The following is a 17304-nucleotide window of genomic DNA, read 5'->3' as shown; positions in this document are numbered from 1 at the left end:
CCGCTATGCGGGCATTTTTGTTCCCGCACAATGACATATAAACAACAACCGGTATGCCCTATGAACACCCATAAGCTGGCAGTGCTCAGCAATGAAGCGCAGGAATATGCGCCGTTGATCCCCGCATTACTCCCTGACAACGTGGTACTTGATTGCATTACAACGGAACCGGTGGATGTGGACAAAGACAGTGTCACCATTCTGCTGGCGGATCCTGACCTTGCTGCCCTGGTGATCCCCCAAATGCCGGCACTGAAATGGTGTCAGTCGGTTTGGGCGGGCAACAGACCCTTACTGGCGCTGGACAGACAAGACTATCTGCTGACAGCCGCAAAGGGGATTTTCGGGGTACAGATGAGGGAATATGTATTTACCTGGCTGTTGCACTATTCCCGCTCTGTTGATGATTATGCACAAGCACAACGCAATGCTGTCTGGTCACCTCCCCGCTACGCCCGTTTGCAGGGTAAAACGCTCGGGATCACCGGCGCGGGTTCCATTGCGGATGCAATATTACCGGTGGCAGAAGTATTCGGGTTGAATATCATCGGGTTAAGCCGCAGTGGTAAACCGAAAGCAGGTTACACGGCGATGTACACGCAGGCGTCAGTGCATGAGTTTGCCGGCCGGTGCGATTTTGTACTGAATCTGATGCCGGATACGCCGGACACAAGAGGTTTACTGAATGCTGATTTCTTTTCCGGGTTGTCCGGTGACTGTGTACTGATTAATGCCGGGCGGGGCTCTGCCATCGTTGAAGAGGATTTGCTCTCTGCACTGGATAACGGGCAATTGAAAGCCGCGGTCCTGGATGTCTTTAATGAAGAACCATTGCCAGCCTCACACCCATTCTGGCAACACCCCAAAATCAAAATAACGCAGCACACCGCGGCGGAATCCCGCCCTGCCGATGTGGCTGCGCTATTTGCAGATAACTTACAGCGTTATTTATCCTGTCAGCCCCTGATGCATCAGTTCAATTTTACACGGGGCTATTAGTGCTTAACCGCGGGGGTCAGTAGCGGTGACCTCTATCCGGTCAATGTGCTGTTCGCGGAAGGCTTTCAGCGCATCAAGACCGGTAAGGGGATGCAGTTCACGGAACTCAACCCAGTCAATAAGTGTAAACAGCGCCACCGACGGATAACCCCAACCATCAAACTCGCCGGCACTGACCATTTCATTCAGCAAGCCAAGCGTAGAAGCAATACGCTCTTTCTGCAGGCGGACAAACAACTGATCGTTGGTGGCCTCAATGCCTGAACGCTTCAGCATGAAAAGCTGAACAAACGAGTCGTTGGCACCGTCAATCATCGTCAACTGGTTTTCCTGGTCCCAGCTCAGAGGTGGCAAATCCAGCTTTGCCAGCAAATAACTGTGGATCACACGGGAGTCGAAGATTAACTGACCATCATCTTCAAGACACGGCACTTTCAGAGTAGGATTTTTAGATGCCAGTATGTCCCGGCCCTCACCCTCAAAGATGTTCAGATTAATAAATTCGTGCTCTGTAGCAGACAGCACGATGCGTATGCGGCGAACATAAGGCGATGTAACGGAGCCGTACAGTTTCATCATAAAATTCCTCAGCAACATTGAGAACAAAGTAATGACGACACAGTAACGGGTATAACCGGAAAATGGTACAGGGTGCACAGGTTAAATCAGACCGGTGCACCTGAGAGAATGATGAGTTACAGGATATTCAGATACTGAAGCTTGAACCACACCCGCAGGTGGTTGTGGCGTTGGGGTTATCCACCAGGAAGCGGGAACCTTCCAGACCGTCTACATAATCAACGGTACCGCCCACCAGATATTGCAGGCTCATAGGATCGACCACCAGCGTAACGCTGTCTTTTTCGATGGTCATGTCACCTTCATTTACCTTCTCGTCGAAAGTGAAGCCATACTGAAAGCCCGAGCAGCCACCGCCAGTGACATACACACGCAATTTCAGATTCGGATTTTCTTCCTCTGTGACCAGCTCTTTCACTTTCTTCGCAGCAGAATCAGAAAAATCGATTGGCAGCGCCATTTCTACAGACATAGTTACCTCGCAAAATACCACGGGCTTTCGCCCTGAAAACATCCCTGAACGTCTCACAACCCTGAACAGGCCGGGACCACACATCAGCTCAGTAGCAGAGCCGGTGAACGGGATATGGCTAATTATCTAATACCTGACCAAATCAATCAACTAATCCGCGCAATCCTGTGCTCCGCGACTCTGACCGGAAACTGCTGAAAACAACATTCGTTTGCACCACACGAAGACGAGCGCACCAAAACAATGCAACCGACATGGGCAACGTGTCCGGGTGAATTTCTAACTCATTGAAATCATGAAATAAAAAAACAGGCATGGTTTTCGCTAACTCTATGTCGGGTTAACATCCCATGCTTTCCAGCATAATGAGTTTTTACCACAGAGCCGGCCGAAGACCGGATGTGACACAATCTGTTATCAGGCAATGATGCCCGGCGTTGAACTATCAGCGCCGGGTTTTTTTATTTAAGGGCACAATCAATGAGTGTTGAAAAATTTAATCTTTTCTCCTTCACCGGAAAAATGAAAATTCTCCACCTGTCATGGATGGTCTTCTTCGTGACCTTCGTGGTGTGGTTCAACATGGCACCGCTTAAACAGGTGATCATGAATGATATGGGGCTGAGCATTGAAGAATGGAAGACCTTACTGATCCTCAATGTGGCGCTGACCATTCCGGCCCGAGTGATCATTGGTGCACTCACTGATAAATACGGCCCCCGCATCGTTTATTCCGCATTGCTTGCCGTCTGCTCTGTCCCCTGTTTTGTATTTGCCTTCGCCGACAATTTCACTCAGTTAGCTATCGCCCGTTTTGCTTTGGGCTTTATCGGCGCTGGTTTTGTCATTGGTATCCGTATGGTCAGTGAGTGGTTCCCTCCTAAAGAGTTGGGCACTGCCGAGGGTGTGTATGGTGGCTGGGGCAACTTTGGCTCTGCGGCTGCAGCATTTACCTTACCGGCGCTGGCGCTGCTGTTTGGCGGTGATGATGGCTGGCGCTACGCCGTTGCCCTTACCGGAGTACTTTGCCTGATCTTCAGTGTGATTTACTTCACCAACGTCACAGATACGCCCAAAGGCTCGACTTACTTCCGTCCGAAAAACCTGGGTGGGATGGAAGTCACCAGTAAAGGCGATTTCATCTTTCTGCTGGTGATGAAAACACCTATGTATGCCGCGCTGGCACTACTGAACTGGAAATTATCCCCGCAAGGCGTAGCCATGTTCAGCGAAAGTGTAGCGGTACCCCTCTATGTGCTACTGGCTGCGCTGTATCTTTTTGATGCCTGGTCTACCTTCAAAGTGAACCGCGAAATATTTAAAACGCCGGTTGCTCCTGAACACCGTTATGAGTTTAAACAGGTTGCGGTTCTGAACATCCTGTATTTTGCGACCTTTGGTTCAGAACTGGCCGTAGTTTCAATGTTACCGGCTTTCTTTGCTGAAACCTTTGAACTGTCAATGGCAACAGCCGGCCTGCTGGCGGGTATGTATGCATTTATGAATCTGATGTCCCGCCCCGGCGGTGGCTTAATTTCTGACAAGTTCGGCCGTAAGAAAACCCTGCTTATCCTCACCGCAGGTCTGGCACTGGGCTACTTCACGTTAAGTCATATTACCGGTCAATGGCCCGTCTGGCTGGCAGTCCTTGCCGTTATGGCTTGCTCTTTCTTCGTGCAATCCGGTGAAGGTGCTGTATTTGCCGTGGTGCCGCTCATCAAGCGTCGCCTGACCGGCCAGATAGCAGGAATGACAGGTGCTTACGGTAATGTGGGTGCGGTGACATATTTAACGGTTTACTCTTTTGTCGATGCCTCCGTTTTCTTCCTGGTGATCAGTGCCACTGCTGCACTGGGCTTTGTAGCACTGCTATTCATGCGTGAACCGGGAGGTACTATTACCGAAGTCAATGAAGATGGTACAGTTGAACTTATTCAGGTAGGTTCACACTAAGGCCCTTCCGTTTGTCTCAATTAGATCTCAGTTTTGGCGGTTACAGTACGCAGGGCATCAAAGATGAAAATCAGGATGCCTTTGCGGCCTGGCAAGCCAGAGACCACGCAGTAAAAGACAAAGGTATCGCCGTCGCCATTGCCGACGGCGTGTCTGCCTGTACACGGGCAAAGGAAGCGGCCAACACAGCCGTCACCAACTTTATTCACGACTATATGCAAACCCCGGCAAGCTGGACCGTTCAGCGCGCCGCCGGTCAGGTACTTAACAGTCTCAACCGCTGGTGTCACGGGCAATATGACTATTCTCATGGTGGCTACAGCCAGATGCTCACCACGCTCAGCAGCGTGATATTCAAATCCCGCTGCGGATTTATGCTCCACGTGGGAGACAGCCGGATCTACCGCTATTCGCAGGGCAACCTGGAACAACTCAGCCGTGATCATTCAGCGAGACAGGGCAGTAATATTGTCCTCACCCGGGCCATAGGGCTGGAGGCAAAGCTGGATGTGGATTTTTCCCGCTTTGCGCTGAACAAAGATGAAATTTACGTACTGACAACCGACGGCGTTACTAACTTTTTGTCTTCAAGACAAATCCGTCAGCATCTCGACAGTCACACCAATGATCTCGAACAAACGGCATTTAATATCGTCAGTGCAGCCCTGAAAGCAGGCAGTGACGACAATACAACCTGCCTGCTGGTAAAGGTGAATGATTTGCCCGCCGGTGATGCCGCGGATGCAGATGCAATGCTGGATTCCTTGCGCCTGTTACCGCCGCTGGAACCCGGCCACAAAGTTGACGGTTACCGGGTGATTGAACAGTTTTTTAATGGTACCCGCTCCAGTTTGTATAAAGTCGCCGATGAAAAAACCGGTAAAGTGTACGGCTTAAAAACGCCTACAGAGTATTTTGAAGACGATCCCACCCATCTGAAGGGTTTTCTGCGGGAAGAGTGGATAGGCAAACACCTGGATAACCCCTCCGTGATGAAGGTCTTTCCCCGGCCTGACAATGCCAGATTTATTTATCACATCTGCGAATACGTTGAAGGGATCACCCTGCGACAGTGGATGATTGATAATCCGAAGCCCGCCCCTGAACAGATACGCCGCATCGTTAAACAAATTATTGCCGGACTCAGAGTATTTCAGCGCAATGATATGGTGTACCGCGACATCAAACCGGAAAACATCATGCTTACCGATACCGGCGAAGTCAAAATCATTGATTTCGGTACTGTACAGGTAAAGGCTCTGCTGGAAACCGGTGAACAGGAGCAGGAAGACTACCCGGTGGGATCGGTAAACTATATTGCGCCGGAATTTTTGATCGACAACCAGAGCGATTTCCGTTCTGATCTGTTTTCTCTTGGTGTTGTGGTGTACGAAATGTTCACCGGCGAACTCCCCTACCAGCCCTTTAAATTTAAGGATTATATTCCGGCCAACGTTTTTGAATACAAGTACCGCAGCCTGAAGTCATTTCGTCCCGATCTGCCGGCGTGGCTGGATATCTGCCTGAAAAAAGCCACGCAACCGGAACGGGAGAAGCGGTTTAATGCCTATTCTGAGTTCGAAACCGCGTTTAGTAATCCGAAAGATCTCATTGTCAGTGAACAAACATTCTCTCCTTTGCTGGAACGTAATCCCGTCCTGTTCTGGCAAATGATTTGCGCCGTACTTTGCGGGGTCATAGTGTGGATGACCTGGCTGCTTAACCGATGAAGCGTTAACCGTAACTGAACTTATTCTTTAGTTTTCTGTAAAAAACAGTGATGTTATGACAGCCTGACAATCAGGCGCAGGAGACACTAATGAATAAAGTTACATCATTACTAATTGTTGCCCTTACCCTTACGCTGGCCGCCTGTGCCAGCCAGCCTGCATACCGCGAAGCCTCGAATGGCGGCTTCGGTTATACGGAAACCAAACTTACCGATACACAATACCGCGTGTACTTCAAAGCCAGAGGCTCAGATAAAATCAGAGCCATGGATTACGCCATGCTTCGTGCTGCTGAAATTACGCTGGAAAATCAATATGACTGGTTTACGGTAACGGAGCGCGAAACACTCGTGGATAAAGAAACCGTATCGACGGGTCCTGAGACGATGTTTTCACAACGCTACGCCCGGGTGACTGAATGCGGTGCACTTACCTGCCGGACAAGCTGGCAGCCTCAGACCATGGTTTCCACCGGAGTTTTCATTGGCGGCCGTGAGCAGAGTCAAATTGAGAGTACGCTGAATATAAAGATGGGTAAAGGCACCGCGCCGGAAGACAACGAAACCTTTAATGCTGAGCAGGTAAAAACCAACCTGCTGATGCAACTGGAAACAGAATAAACCTGACGTTTAACTGTCCAGACTCCCCTCCTCTGGCGGGGAGTCGTATACATCAATCCAGTTTACGCTGTTGATATACTCTCCCCGTTTGCTTTTCCATTGAAATACCTCAGTGGAAAACACAATCTGTTCAGGAATAAATCCAGCAGGTAGCGTGAACTCCTCATCGACGGTCTGGAAAAACTTAAATCCCCATTTGATGTTTCCATTGGGTAGAAATCCCCCCTCACCGGCTTTAATTTCGTGAGGTTTTCCACCCAGACTCCCTTTAATGAGTACCGCAAGCTCACCTTTCAGCATGGCTTTATTTTCATTTTGCTGAAGCAACACCGCCTTGATCCGGTAACGGTTATCGCTGGCCAGGGGAGACACCTGGATCCCGTCGATGAAAAAGCCGTCCTGAGTCACTTCCGGAGCAACCACCCGCTGGTAAAAGCTGAGCTGTTCTTCCAAAGAACGCCCCTGCTGTTCTCTGGCTTCGAGCATCTTCTTGTACGATGACACCGAGCTGGCTGCCATTACGCTTTCCACCTGCAATGCAGCAACCTGTTTTCGTAACGCTGCGTTTTCATCTTCCAGATATTGCCGGGTCTGCTTTTCACTCAGCGCGACTTTTTCTTCGTTTTGCTGCTGAAACTGCGCCAGCTGATAACCCGTGACCAGCATAAACAACAAACCGGCCACGCAGGCCAGGGTAAACCTGTACAGCCCCCATTTTTGGATTAATTCAGCGCGTTGTAACGGTAACTTCATTGTTCTTCTTTATTCAATTTTAAACCAACAAACAGGCACACTACTTGATAGGAAAAGCAGTGACTTATGATAGAATAACGCCACAGCAAAAGGATAAGCCACTTTAATGCGACTTTCAGCACTTCGCCAGGAACTAGCCCATCCCAGAACCTCCGTTCAGGTGTGTATGCTGGGCATTGTGGGAGGCCTCATTGCTGCCGGCCTGATAATCCTGTTCCGGTTATGTGTGGAATGGGTGCAAGGTAGTGCGCTTACGTTGTTAAAGCAAGTGGTTTCCGATGAATGGATGGTGTGGTTTCTGATGCCGCTGTGCGCAGTGGCCTGCATCCTGATCATTGCCTGGATCACGGGTTTCAAACATTACCGCCTCGGTATTCCTTTCGTTATCCACCGTGTTAAGCATCATTACGGACTGATCCCGTTCCGAACCACAATTAATCAATTCTTCGGCGGTATGCTGGCGCTGGCCGGCGGGTTTGTTGTTGGCCGTGAAGGGCCTTCGGTACACCTTGGTGCATTTGGCAGCAGCTTCCTTGGCCAGTGGTTACGTCTTCCCTATAACAGTATTCGTATACTGGCGGGTTGCGGCATTGCAGCCGGTATATCAGCTTCATTCAACACCCCTTTTGCCGCGGTCATCTTTGTAATGGAAGTGGTGCTCAGAGAATATAAAATTCACATCTTCGTACCGGTGATGCTGGCGGCAGCCATAGGTTCGGTGCTCACCCGTATGGTGTTCGGGGAAGTGAACGAGTTATCCTTTCTCGCCATCGCCGCCTTTGATGAATGGATGTATTTCTATTTCATTTTCCTTGGCATTGCTCTTGGTGCGCTGGCAACCTTATTTAATTCTCAACTGATGCGGGTAATGCAATTTTTCCGGCCGATTAATATGATCTGGCGACTCATTCTTGCAGCGGTTATCACCGGTACCATCGGCATTTTCCTGCCGGAAAGTTTAGGCGCCAGCTTTGATGATGTGGACCATCTTTTCCACACCCATCCTGGCACCTTACTACTCCTGTCGATTCTGTCAGCCAAACTGATCCTGGCGATTTTTGCCATCGGACTGGGCGTCCCGGGCGGTATCATCGGGCCGGTCATGGTGATTGGTATGCTGGCGGGCTCTGTGCTGTTAATGCCCCTGCAATCGCTGGTAGACGTTGATGACTACACCAGCAGCTTTGCCCTGCTCGGCGTTGCCGGCATGCTTACAGCAGTACTGCATGCCCCCCTCGCTGCACTGTCGGCGGTGATGGAGTTGTCGTACAGTCCGGAAATCATTCTGCCGGCCATGCTGGTGATTGTGCCGGCATACGTTACGGCCACCCAGTTTTTAGGCAACCGGTCTATCTTTATCCGTCAGCTCGATTATCAGAATCTGCCGTATGCCGTGACCTCTATCCGCGAAGCACTGGAAAAAACCGGTGTGCTGGCAGCCATGACCACGGAATACAAACTGTTTCTGGATGCGCCGGAACAGGCTATCGAAAATTATCTGTCTGAGAATCCCACTTACGTGGTGGTACAGAAATCCCGCACAGAGCTGGATGTGCATTACAAACTGGTTCAATACGATGTCAGTCTGGACCATAATGCACACCCATTGAGTTATTTCAGTATGGAAGGTGTCAGCAGTCAGGCCACGTTGCACGAAGTGTACGAAAAGCTGAAGAACGGCCGTAGCGGAGCGGTGTATGTATACGACCAGTCTGTGCAGGAAGTCAAAGGGGTAATTACCTGGAACATTCTGCAAACCTTCCTGCAAAGAGCACAGTATTAACGGAAACCGGTTATGATTTTGTGGTTAAAAGCGTTACACATCTTTTTTATGGTCGCCTGGCTGGCGGGAATTTTTTATCTTCCGCGGCTGTTTGTTTATCATGCAGAAGCAAAAGAACAAAATATTCGCGATCAATTTAAAATAATGGAAAGAAGGCTATGGTTTTTTGTCACGCCTTTTGCCATATTAACACTTATATTCGGTGTGTCCCTGATTTACGTTTACGGCATGGCCTGGTTCCGGGCTTCAGCGTGGCTACATGTTAAACTAACGCTTTTACTTGCCATTTATGCATATCACTTCTATTTATTTAAACTGGTTAATCAATTTGCCCGCGACGAAAATACCCGGTCGCCTAAGTTTTACCGTTTTTTAAATGAAGCACCCGTATTACTTTTACTGGCAATTGTGATCTTAGCTGTCGTTAAACCGTTCTAAAAACCATTAGCAGGCCAGTTTAACCCGCTTTATCCTAAGCGATATCGTTGTCATAAAATTAAAGGAAGCAATTTTGTGGCGAATTTTCTCCGGAAACGTGACAAGGCAAACCAAAACATGGATGTGAGTAACGAACATTTGAAGTCCTTACTGGAAAAGACCGATGAGGCTTTTCAGGCGCTTCTGAAAGAACCGGATTCAGACGAACTAAACGACGCCTATGAAGCGGCGCGGGTGGAACTGAACAGTTACATCAGCTCAATGCGTCACAATCTCGCCCAGCGACTTAAGTAAAGCTTTTCAAGCCGGCGGACGCCCTACTCTTTCATCTGCACAAAAGTTTCAAATTGATCAGGTAAAACACCGGCCAGTTCTCCTGCCAGATCAACATACTCTTTCAGCATCGCCGGTAACTGTGCAGCCAGTTGCGGAAGATGCTGCTGCAAAGCCGCTGCCTGTTCATCTGTACGCCTTTCCATTGCGAGATCGGGATTCGCCAGTGTTGAAAATAACTTAAGACAGCGGGACAGCCGCTTTGCAGGATCTTCATTCCCCTTCACGCCTTTATCTTTCTCAGGGTTTGCCACTGCCAGTTGCCATGCTTTTTGCCATACCGGTTCAAGCCTGCCATGGGCGCTGAGCAAACCGGTAAGCCATGCCGTTAACTCCTTGCGCTCTTCGGCATTGTCATGCCACTGACAAACTCCGGGCAGCAACGACGTATTATTTCTCATCGCCTGCAAGTCCTGCCTTAAACCGTCCATCAGGCCCTCTGCCATGTGTTCGAACGAGACATCAGAAGCCGCCACTGGCGCATTCGCCACCAGCCAGGGCATCCATTGTTCGGGCATAGGAATTTCAGGACTGGTTGCCACAGCGAAAATGAATCCGCGACAATGGCATTGCGACGGGAGCAAAGCCACCAGAGCCGGTTCTGCAAATAATGATGAAAACGGCGTGCTGTTATTTTCCATTTATTCTGAACACTTTGATTAACCACGAAGAATCGTTATGCTGCATGCACTATAACAATAACACTTAAATGGAGTACGCAGTATGGCAAGTGACAAATCAGGCTATATTGTTGCGGCGGCTTTTATTGGTCCGGGAACAGTAACAACGGCCAGCATGGCCGGCGCAGGTTTTGGTTTTCACCTTGCTTGGGCACTCCTGTTTTCTGTAATAGCCACTATGGTACTGCAGGATATGGCTGCGCGGCTGGGCACAGGAACCGGAAAAGGTTTGTCGGATGCCTTAATGACACTGACAGAAAATAAAGCCTTACGCATTACCATTGCTGCTTTGATTGTGTCCGCCATCGGTATTGGCAATGCGGCCTATGAATCCGGCAACCTTACCGGAGCAGCCATAGGCCTGGATGCCATTACTCCGTTAGGTACGTCTCAATGGGCTGTCATCCTGGGCGCACTTGCAGCGCTGTTGTTGTACACCGGAAAGTATAAATTAATTGAGTCAGTGCTGGTGTCACTGGTTGCCATCATGGCGCTGGTGTTTGTCATTACCCTGTTTTTTGCCGGTCCGGACTGGTCTGCCATGCTCAGTCAACTTCTTCATCCGCAACTTGATGCCGGCACGATTACCATGGTACTGGCTCTTGTGGGTACCACTATCGTCCCGTACAACCTGTTCTTACATGCCAGCCTTGTGGCACAGCAGTACGGGAAAACAAACGACGATGCCGCTCTGAAGGCCTGCAGGAAGCAATCTGTGACTGCTATCGGGTTCGGGGGCATTATTACCATGATTATCGTTGCCACCGCAATGACCGCGTTTTACGGACAGAGTGAGTCTCTTGATGCCGGTAATATGAGCCGTCAGCTTGCGCCGGTACTCGGGGATTATGCACAGTGGTTTTTTGCCGCCGGTTTGTTCGCTGCCGGTCTCACCAGCGCTATAACCGCCCCTCTGGCAGCATCCTGCGCGGTGTGCGGTGCTTTGGGTAAACCAGCGGATATGACAGGCAGGTTATTTAAAGGTGTGTGGCTGGTGGTTATTCTGAGCGGCGTGATTATCGCCAGTATCGGCATTAAACCATTACTCGCCATCTTGTTCGCTCAGGCCACTAACGGGCTGCTTCTGCCCTTTATTGCGGTATTTTTATTAGCCGTTATGAACCGGCAATCACTGCCAGCCACATACAGAAACAGCACGTTCAGCAACCTCACCGGTGCTGCAATCGTGCTGTTTGTGGTATGTCTCGGGCTGTATAAAGTCGCCTCACTGTTTTTGTGAGGCGCAATATCAGCCGGCCGGCTGACTGATCAGGCTTTACCTGCCAGTCTGCCAAGCACATTGTTCAGCATGTTACGGCTGCAACCAAAGTTAATGCGGAAATGATCCGGCGCAAGGAAGTCAGCGCCGGGTGATGGTCCCACGCCCCGGCTTTCTGCCCATTTCTGCACATTCGCCACATCCAGCCCGCTTGCGTCTATCCATGCCAGAAATGTTGCCTGCGACTGATGCACTTTCAGACCGTCAATGGCATTCACCTGTTCAATCAGTGTTGCCTGGTTACCTTTCAGGTAGGTCAGCAATTCAGAGTGCCACTGATCACATTGGGTAAAGGCCGCTTCAGTGGCCACCAGCCCCAACAGGTTTACCCACGGCATGTGACCGGCTGCGGACTGCACGAACTGCTGACGCAGCTGACGGTCAGGGATAATCGCAAATGAAGCACCCAGACCGGCCACGTTGAAGGTTTTACTGGCAGCCATCAGGGTAACGCTGACATCTTTCAGCGCTTCCACTCTGCCTGCCGGAATGTGTTTTACTGTTTCATCGAGGATCAAATCGCAGTGAATTTCATCACTGCACAATTTCACGTCGTTTTGCAGGCAAATCTCAGCAACACGATCAACCTCCTGCTGGCTCAGCACACTCCCCACAGGATTCATCGGGTTGCACAGAATCAGTAACTTACACTTTGGATCCGCGGCCTGGGTTTCCAGCTCAGCAAAATCCAGTGTGGGCCGGCCGTCTACGTCAACAGTACCGATATCGACACGCTCCATGCCGTTAATTTTCGGCGCAGCCAGCAACGGCGGATAATTGGGCGTTTGCACCATCACTTTATCACCGGGCTTACAATACGCTTTAATGGCAATGTTAAATGCCGGCACGACGCCCGGCGTCCATACCAGCCAGTCAGGATCAATAACCCAGTCGTGTTTGTCTTCAAGCCAGCGCTGAACAGCCTCAATAGCCGGCTTGTACTGCGCCGGCAATACATAACCCATGATGCCGTGATCAACACTGGAAGAGAGTGCATCCAGAATGGCGGGGGCGCAACGGAATTCCATATCGGCAACCCATGCCGGAATGATGTCCTGACCGGCGTATTTTTGCCATTTAAAAGAATAGGTATCCTGACGGGAAGGCGTATCGTCGAAATTGAAAGGCACGTGAGATTTTCCTGTGTTGCAGTGCTAAAAGAGAGTGCGAGAAGGCCCCTGCGGGCCATATCTTTGTGCCTGTAACACTACAACGATTAACGGTCAGCTTCAATCCACCAGTTGCTTAACTTTCTGCACCAGGTTTTCTGATGTGAACGGTTTGGCAAGAAACTGGGTGGCCCCGCCTTTTTTCGCTGCGATTACCGTGTCACGTGTGGCATCAGCCGTCAGTAAGATGAAGGGGGTTTTCAGCCCAGCTTCACGGCACGCTTTCAGCAACGTTAAACCGTCGTATTGGGGCATGTTCTGATCACTGATGATCAAAGACAAATTATCCTGCGGCTGGTTGACTAAAAAGTCATGCGCCATTTCACTCCGGCTGAAAGCAAACACATTGGCACCCAGCTCCTCTTCCAGTGCATAGGTCACAATGTCTAACGTTATCGTATCATCATCTATCACTGCGATGGTGTATTCAGCCACACTTTACTCCTTATCAGCATGCTACAGCAGCTCTGAACTATTTCTCTTTCCGGACATTCCGGCACTCAGTGTACACACATACATTGCCGGCTCCGGCGCAACATGAAGAATAAGTCTTATTCACCGGGATTGAAACAATACTTCAGGCGAAAAAAAAGCGTCCATCAGGACGCTTTTTCAAAAATACTCAGTACTTATTTCGCACGACCGGCACGTTTACGGTCGTTTTCAGTCAGCAGCTTCTTACGAATACGGATGCTTACCGGCGTAACTTCTACCAGTTCATCGTCATCGATAAATTCCAGCGCCTGTTCAAGAGACATCTTCACAGGTGGAACCAGAGTTTGCGCTTCATCAGTACCTGATGCACGCACGTTTGTCAGTTGCTTACCTTTCAGGGCGTTTACTGTCAGGTCATTGTCACGGCTGTGAATACCGATGATCATACCTTCGTAAACTTCAACACCGTGTCCGATGAACAGACGACCACGTTCCTGCAGGTTAAACAGGGCGTTTGTCAGTGCTTTACCCATTGCATTGGCAATCAGTACACCATTCTTACGCTTACCGATAGTACCGCCTTTGTGCGGACCGTAATGGTCGAACGTGTGGTACAACAGACCTGAACCGGAAGTCAGCGTCATGAACTCAGTCTGGAAACCAATCAGACCACGGCTTGGAATGATGAAGTCCATACGGATACGGCCTTTGCCATCCGGGTTCATGTCACGCATTTCTGCTTTACGCAGACCAAGCTGTTCCATGATTGAACCCTGGTGCTCGTCTTCACAGTCGATAGTCAGTGTTTCAAACGGTTCCTGCAGCTCGCCGTCAACTTCTTTCAGGATTACTTCCGGACGTGATACCGCCAGCTCGTAACCTTCACGACGCATATTTTCAATCAGGATACCTAAGTGCAGTTCACCACGGCCTGATACGCGGAATTTATCCGGGTCAGCGGTTTCTTCAACGCGCAGTGCCACGTTATGTACCAGCTCGTCCTGCAGACGCTCAAGGATGTTACGTGAAGTCACGTACTTACCTTCTTTACCGGCAAACGGAGATGTGTTTACCTGGAACGTCATGGTTACTGTTGGTTCGTCAACCGTCAGCGGAGGCAAGGCTTCTACTGTATTAACGTCACACACAGTATCAGAAATTTTCAGTTCGCCCAGACCAGTAATCGCGATGATGTCACCTGCGCTTGCAGAGTCGACTTCATGACGCTCAAGACCTAAGTAACCCAGTACCTGACCCACTTTACCGTTGCGCTTCTTACCATCAGCACCAACAACAGTAACCTGCTGGTTCATCTTCACGCTACCGCGCTTAACACGACCAACACCGATTACGCCAACATATGAGTTGTAGTCCAGCTGAGAGATCTGCATCTGGAATGCACCGGCAGGGTCTGCATTTGGCGCTTCAACCTGATCCACGATTAACTGGAACAGTGGCGTCATGTCTTCGCCTTTGGTGTCTGCATCCATTGATGCCCAGCCATTCAGTGCTGATGCATAGATAACCTGGAAGTCTAACTGCTCATCAGTCGCACCTAAGTTATCGAACAGGTCAAAAACCTGATCCATTACCCAGTCAGGACGTGCACCCGGCTTGTCAATTTTATTGATTACTACGATTGGCTTCAGACCCTGAGCAAACGCTTTTTGCGTTACGAAACGGGTTTGCGGCATAGGACCTTCCTGCGCATCAACCAGCAGCAGTACACAGTCAGCCATCGACATTACACGCTCTACCTCACCACCGAAGTCGGCGTGTCCCGGGGTGTCTACGATGTTGATGCGGTAGTCATTCCAGTTAATGGCGGTGTTTTTCGCCAGAATGGTAATACCACGCTCTTTCTCGATGTCGTTAGAGTCCATTACCCGTTCCTGGGCTTCGCCACGGCTTTCCAGCGTACCGGATTGCTGTAACAGTTTGTCAACCAGAGTCGTTTTACCATGGTCAACGTGCGCGATAATCGCGATATTGCGTAATTTATTAATATCAGTGGTCATTGGGTCAAAGCCTTGGAAATCAGCGTTGCAGATGTAAGAAAAACATCAGGCAGATTTGATTGCTAAAACGGAATAGTAAAATGTGCGCGGATTGTACAGAAATTCCTTTCGCTTTGCGCATCTTTTTTTATTTTTCTTTGTGACACTTTTCTGGATTGTGTGCGGATCTAATTTATTCCAATGTTTTATCAATGATCCTACTAGTATCCGGGTTTGCTTTGTTCTAGTCTAAGCATCAGTTCTTATCTTCATATACTGCAATTTCTGCATTGTCACAGCCTTTATTCTTCTGCTCCGGTTCGAATCATTCCGGTACGGATAAATCACGGCTTAATAATGTTCAGCAGTCCGATAGAACCCGATGAATCAAAACACCCTTGCGCACCAAAATAGAGCTTCACCGCACCATTATAGTGCATTTGCGTTTGTGGATTTTTGTGCTACTGCCTGCTAAGCCGCGTTTTACCGTCTTCATGTAAGTGGCATGAAAATAGCTTTAATGATTCTCAATTATTTTGGAGTGAAATTGTTCATTCCACGTTTATTCTAATAAATCCGGAGGACACGATGTCAATAGAAAAGGCATTAGAGCTGATCAAAGAAAGCGAAGCTAAATTTGTAGACTTACGCTTTACCGACACTAAAGGTAAGGAGCAACACGTATCGATCCCTGCAGGTCTGGTCGATGACGAGTTCTTTGAAGAAGGTAAGATGTTTGATGGTTCTTCAATTTCTGGTTGGAAACACATCAACGAATCAGACATGATCCTGATGCCAGACGCAGCATCTTGCGTTGTTGACCCGTTCGCAGAAGAAACTCAGGTAAACATCCGTTGTGACATCGTTGAGCCGTCTACCCTGGAAGGCTACGACCGTGACCCTCGCTCTGTTGCACGTCGTGCAGAAGAGTTCCTGAAGTCTACTGGTATCGGTGACACTGCTTTCTTCGGTCCAGAGCCAGAATTCTTCCTGTTTGACGATGTGAAATTCCACACTGACATGGCGGGTTCTTTCTTCAAGATCGATTCTTCTGAAGCAAAATGGAACTCCGGTGCAGAATTCGAAGGCGGTAACCTTGCTCACCGTCCTGGCGTAAAAGGCGGTTACTTCCCGGTTCCACCAGTAGACTCAGCACACGACATCCGTGGCGCAATGTGTCTGGTTATGGAAGAAATGGGTCTGGTCGTTGAAGCTCACCACCACGAAGTAGCAACTGCTGGTCAGAACGAAATCGCTTGTGCTTTCAACACGCTGGTTAAGAAAGCTGACGAAGTTCAAATCTATAAGTATGTTGTACACAACGTTGCAAATGCATACGGTCAGTCTGCGACATTCATGCCTAAGCCTCTGGTTGGTGACAACGGTTCTGGTATGCACGTTCACCAGTCTATCGCTAAAGATGGCAAAAACATCTTCGCAGGCGACAAGTACGCTGGTATGTCTGAAGAAGCGCTGTACTACATCGGCGGTATCATCAAGCACGCCCGTGCAATCAACGCATTCACTAACGCTTCTACTAACTCGTACAAGCGTCTGGTACCAGGCTTTGAAGCACCGGTTATGCTGGCTTACTCTGCACGTAACCGTTCTGCGTCAATCCGTATTCCTTACGTAACAAGCGATAAAGCGCGTCGTATCGAAGTACGTTTCCCTGACCCGACTGGTAACCCTTACCTGGGCTTCACTGCTATGTTAATGGCGGGTATCGACGGTATCATCAACAAGATTCACCCTGGTGACTCTATGGATAAAGACCTGTACGACTTACCACCAGAAGAAGCAGCAGAAATCCCAACTGTTGCCAGCTCACTGGAAATGGCTCTGGAAGCGCTGGACAACGACCGTGACTTCCTGAAAGCCGGTGGCGTTATGACTGATGACATGATCGATGCATACATCGGTCTGAAGTCTGAAGAAGTAACGACTCTGAACATGTCTACTCACCCTGTTGAGTTCGACATGTACTACAGCGTATAAGCCATTCGCTGATTTGATTTGAAAAAGCCCGCATCTGCGGGCTTTTTTTCGCCCCGGCTTTTGCTAGACTGAGAATTCTTTCGTTG

At 49.4% G+C, this 17304-nt stretch carries 16 protein-coding genes; 9 read left to right on the top strand and 7 right to left on the bottom strand.

The genetic code is table 11. The features are described from left to right. Positions 1-60: 60 nt before the first annotated feature. A complete protein-coding gene (locus tag ACXAGR_RS00880) occupies positions 61-999 on the top strand; it encodes a D-2-hydroxyacid dehydrogenase (protein WP_474843139.1) in 939 nt (312 codons plus the stop codon). Between the two features lie 3 nt (positions 1000-1002). On the opposite strand, the gene ACXAGR_RS00875 is transcribed toward ACXAGR_RS00880, so the two are convergent. After that, positions 1003-1575, bottom strand: coding sequence for a glutathione S-transferase family protein (locus ACXAGR_RS00875; RefSeq protein WP_474848100.1), 573 nt, complete (start codon positions 1573-1575; stop codon positions 1003-1005). 130 nt (positions 1576-1705) lie between these two features. After that, on the bottom strand, positions 1706-2050 hold the full coding sequence (gene erpA / locus ACXAGR_RS00870; RefSeq protein ID WP_119502295.1) for an iron-sulfur cluster insertion protein ErpA: 345 nt from the start codon (positions 2048-2050) through the stop codon (positions 1706-1708). A gap of 480 nt (positions 2051-2530) precedes the next feature. Between erpA and ACXAGR_RS00865 the strand changes: the two genes are divergently transcribed. The 3 genes from ACXAGR_RS00865 (at position 2531) to ACXAGR_RS00855 (ending at position 6353) form a co-directional block, all read left to right on the top strand. Next, entirely contained in the window at positions 2531-4003 is a 1473-nt protein-coding gene (locus ACXAGR_RS00865) for a NarK family nitrate/nitrite MFS transporter (RefSeq protein ID WP_474847549.1), read from the top strand. An 11-nt stretch (positions 4004-4014) separates the two neighbouring features. Then, positions 4015-5733, top strand: coding sequence for a bifunctional protein-serine/threonine kinase/phosphatase (locus ACXAGR_RS00860; protein WP_474847547.1), 1719 nt, complete (start codon positions 4015-4017; stop codon positions 5731-5733). Between the two features lie 89 nt (positions 5734-5822). Next, on the top strand, positions 5823-6353 hold the full coding sequence (locus ACXAGR_RS00855) for a CC0125/CC1285 family lipoprotein (protein WP_474847545.1): 531 nt from the start codon (positions 5823-5825) through the stop codon (positions 6351-6353). A 9-nt stretch (positions 6354-6362) separates the two neighbouring features. Here the strand turns inward: ACXAGR_RS00855 and ACXAGR_RS00850 are convergent, their stop codons facing one another. Then, complete coding sequence (locus tag ACXAGR_RS00850) at positions 6363-7106, bottom strand: DUF6776 family protein (RefSeq protein ID WP_474847543.1); 744 nt, start codon at positions 7104-7106, stop codon at positions 6363-6365. Between the two features lie 106 nt (positions 7107-7212). On the opposite strand from ACXAGR_RS00850, the gene ACXAGR_RS00845 reads away from it, so the two are divergent. The 3 genes from ACXAGR_RS00845 (at position 7213) to ACXAGR_RS00835 (ending at position 9621) form a co-directional block, all read left to right on the top strand. Then, on the top strand, positions 7213-8889 hold the full coding sequence (locus ACXAGR_RS00845; RefSeq protein ID WP_474847541.1) for a chloride channel protein: 1677 nt from the start codon (positions 7213-7215) through the stop codon (positions 8887-8889). Positions 8890-8901: 12 nt separating this feature from the next. Next, entirely contained in the window at positions 8902-9327 is a 426-nt protein-coding gene (gene hemJ, locus ACXAGR_RS00840) for a protoporphyrinogen oxidase HemJ (RefSeq protein WP_119502300.1), read from the top strand. A gap of 75 nt (positions 9328-9402) precedes the next feature. Beyond that, a complete protein-coding gene (locus ACXAGR_RS00835; RefSeq protein WP_474843152.1) occupies positions 9403-9621 on the top strand; it encodes a hypothetical protein in 219 nt (72 codons plus the stop codon). 23 nt (positions 9622-9644) lie between these two features. Here the strand turns inward: ACXAGR_RS00835 and ACXAGR_RS00830 are convergent, their stop codons facing one another. Next, positions 9645-10301, bottom strand: a complete 657-nt coding sequence (locus ACXAGR_RS00830) for a UPF0149 family protein (RefSeq protein WP_474847539.1) — start codon at positions 10299-10301, stop codon at positions 9645-9647. Between the two features lie 82 nt (positions 10302-10383). On the opposite strand from ACXAGR_RS00830, the gene ACXAGR_RS00825 reads away from it, so the two are divergent. Then, positions 10384-11580, top strand: a complete 1197-nt coding sequence (locus ACXAGR_RS00825; RefSeq protein WP_474847537.1) for an Nramp family divalent metal transporter — start codon at positions 10384-10386, stop codon at positions 11578-11580. 29 nt (positions 11581-11609) lie between these two features. On the opposite strand, the gene ACXAGR_RS00820 is transcribed toward ACXAGR_RS00825, so the two are convergent. The 3 genes from ACXAGR_RS00820 to typA all read right to left on the bottom strand — a co-directional run bounded on the left by ACXAGR_RS00820 (position 11610) and on the right by typA (position 15241). Beyond that, entirely contained in the window at positions 11610-12749 is a 1140-nt protein-coding gene (locus tag ACXAGR_RS00820) for a MalY/PatB family protein (RefSeq protein WP_474843157.1), read from the bottom strand. Positions 12750-12848: 99 nt separating this feature from the next. Continuing rightward, entirely contained in the window at positions 12849-13223 is a 375-nt protein-coding gene (locus ACXAGR_RS00815) for a response regulator (RefSeq protein WP_474843159.1), read from the bottom strand. Positions 13224-13417: 194 nt separating this feature from the next. After that, positions 13418-15241 (bottom strand): translational GTPase TypA, encoded by a 1824-nt coding sequence (gene typA, locus ACXAGR_RS00810; RefSeq protein WP_119502306.1) that lies wholly within the window; start codon positions 15239-15241, stop codon positions 13418-13420. A gap of 567 nt (positions 15242-15808) precedes the next feature. On the opposite strand from typA, the gene glnA reads away from it, so the two are divergent. After that, the gene (gene glnA / locus ACXAGR_RS00805; RefSeq protein ID WP_474843162.1) at positions 15809-17218 is read left to right on the top strand and encodes a glutamate--ammonia ligase; all 1410 of its coding nucleotides are present in this window, start codon (positions 15809-15811) and stop codon (positions 17216-17218) included. The last annotated feature ends 86 nt before the right edge of the window (positions 17219-17304 follow it).

This window comes from Alteromonas sp. ABH4_457, assembly GCF_056160625.1.
The sequence above is the reverse complement of the archived record's forward strand: the minus strand, read 5'-3'. Positions and strand labels throughout refer to the sequence as shown.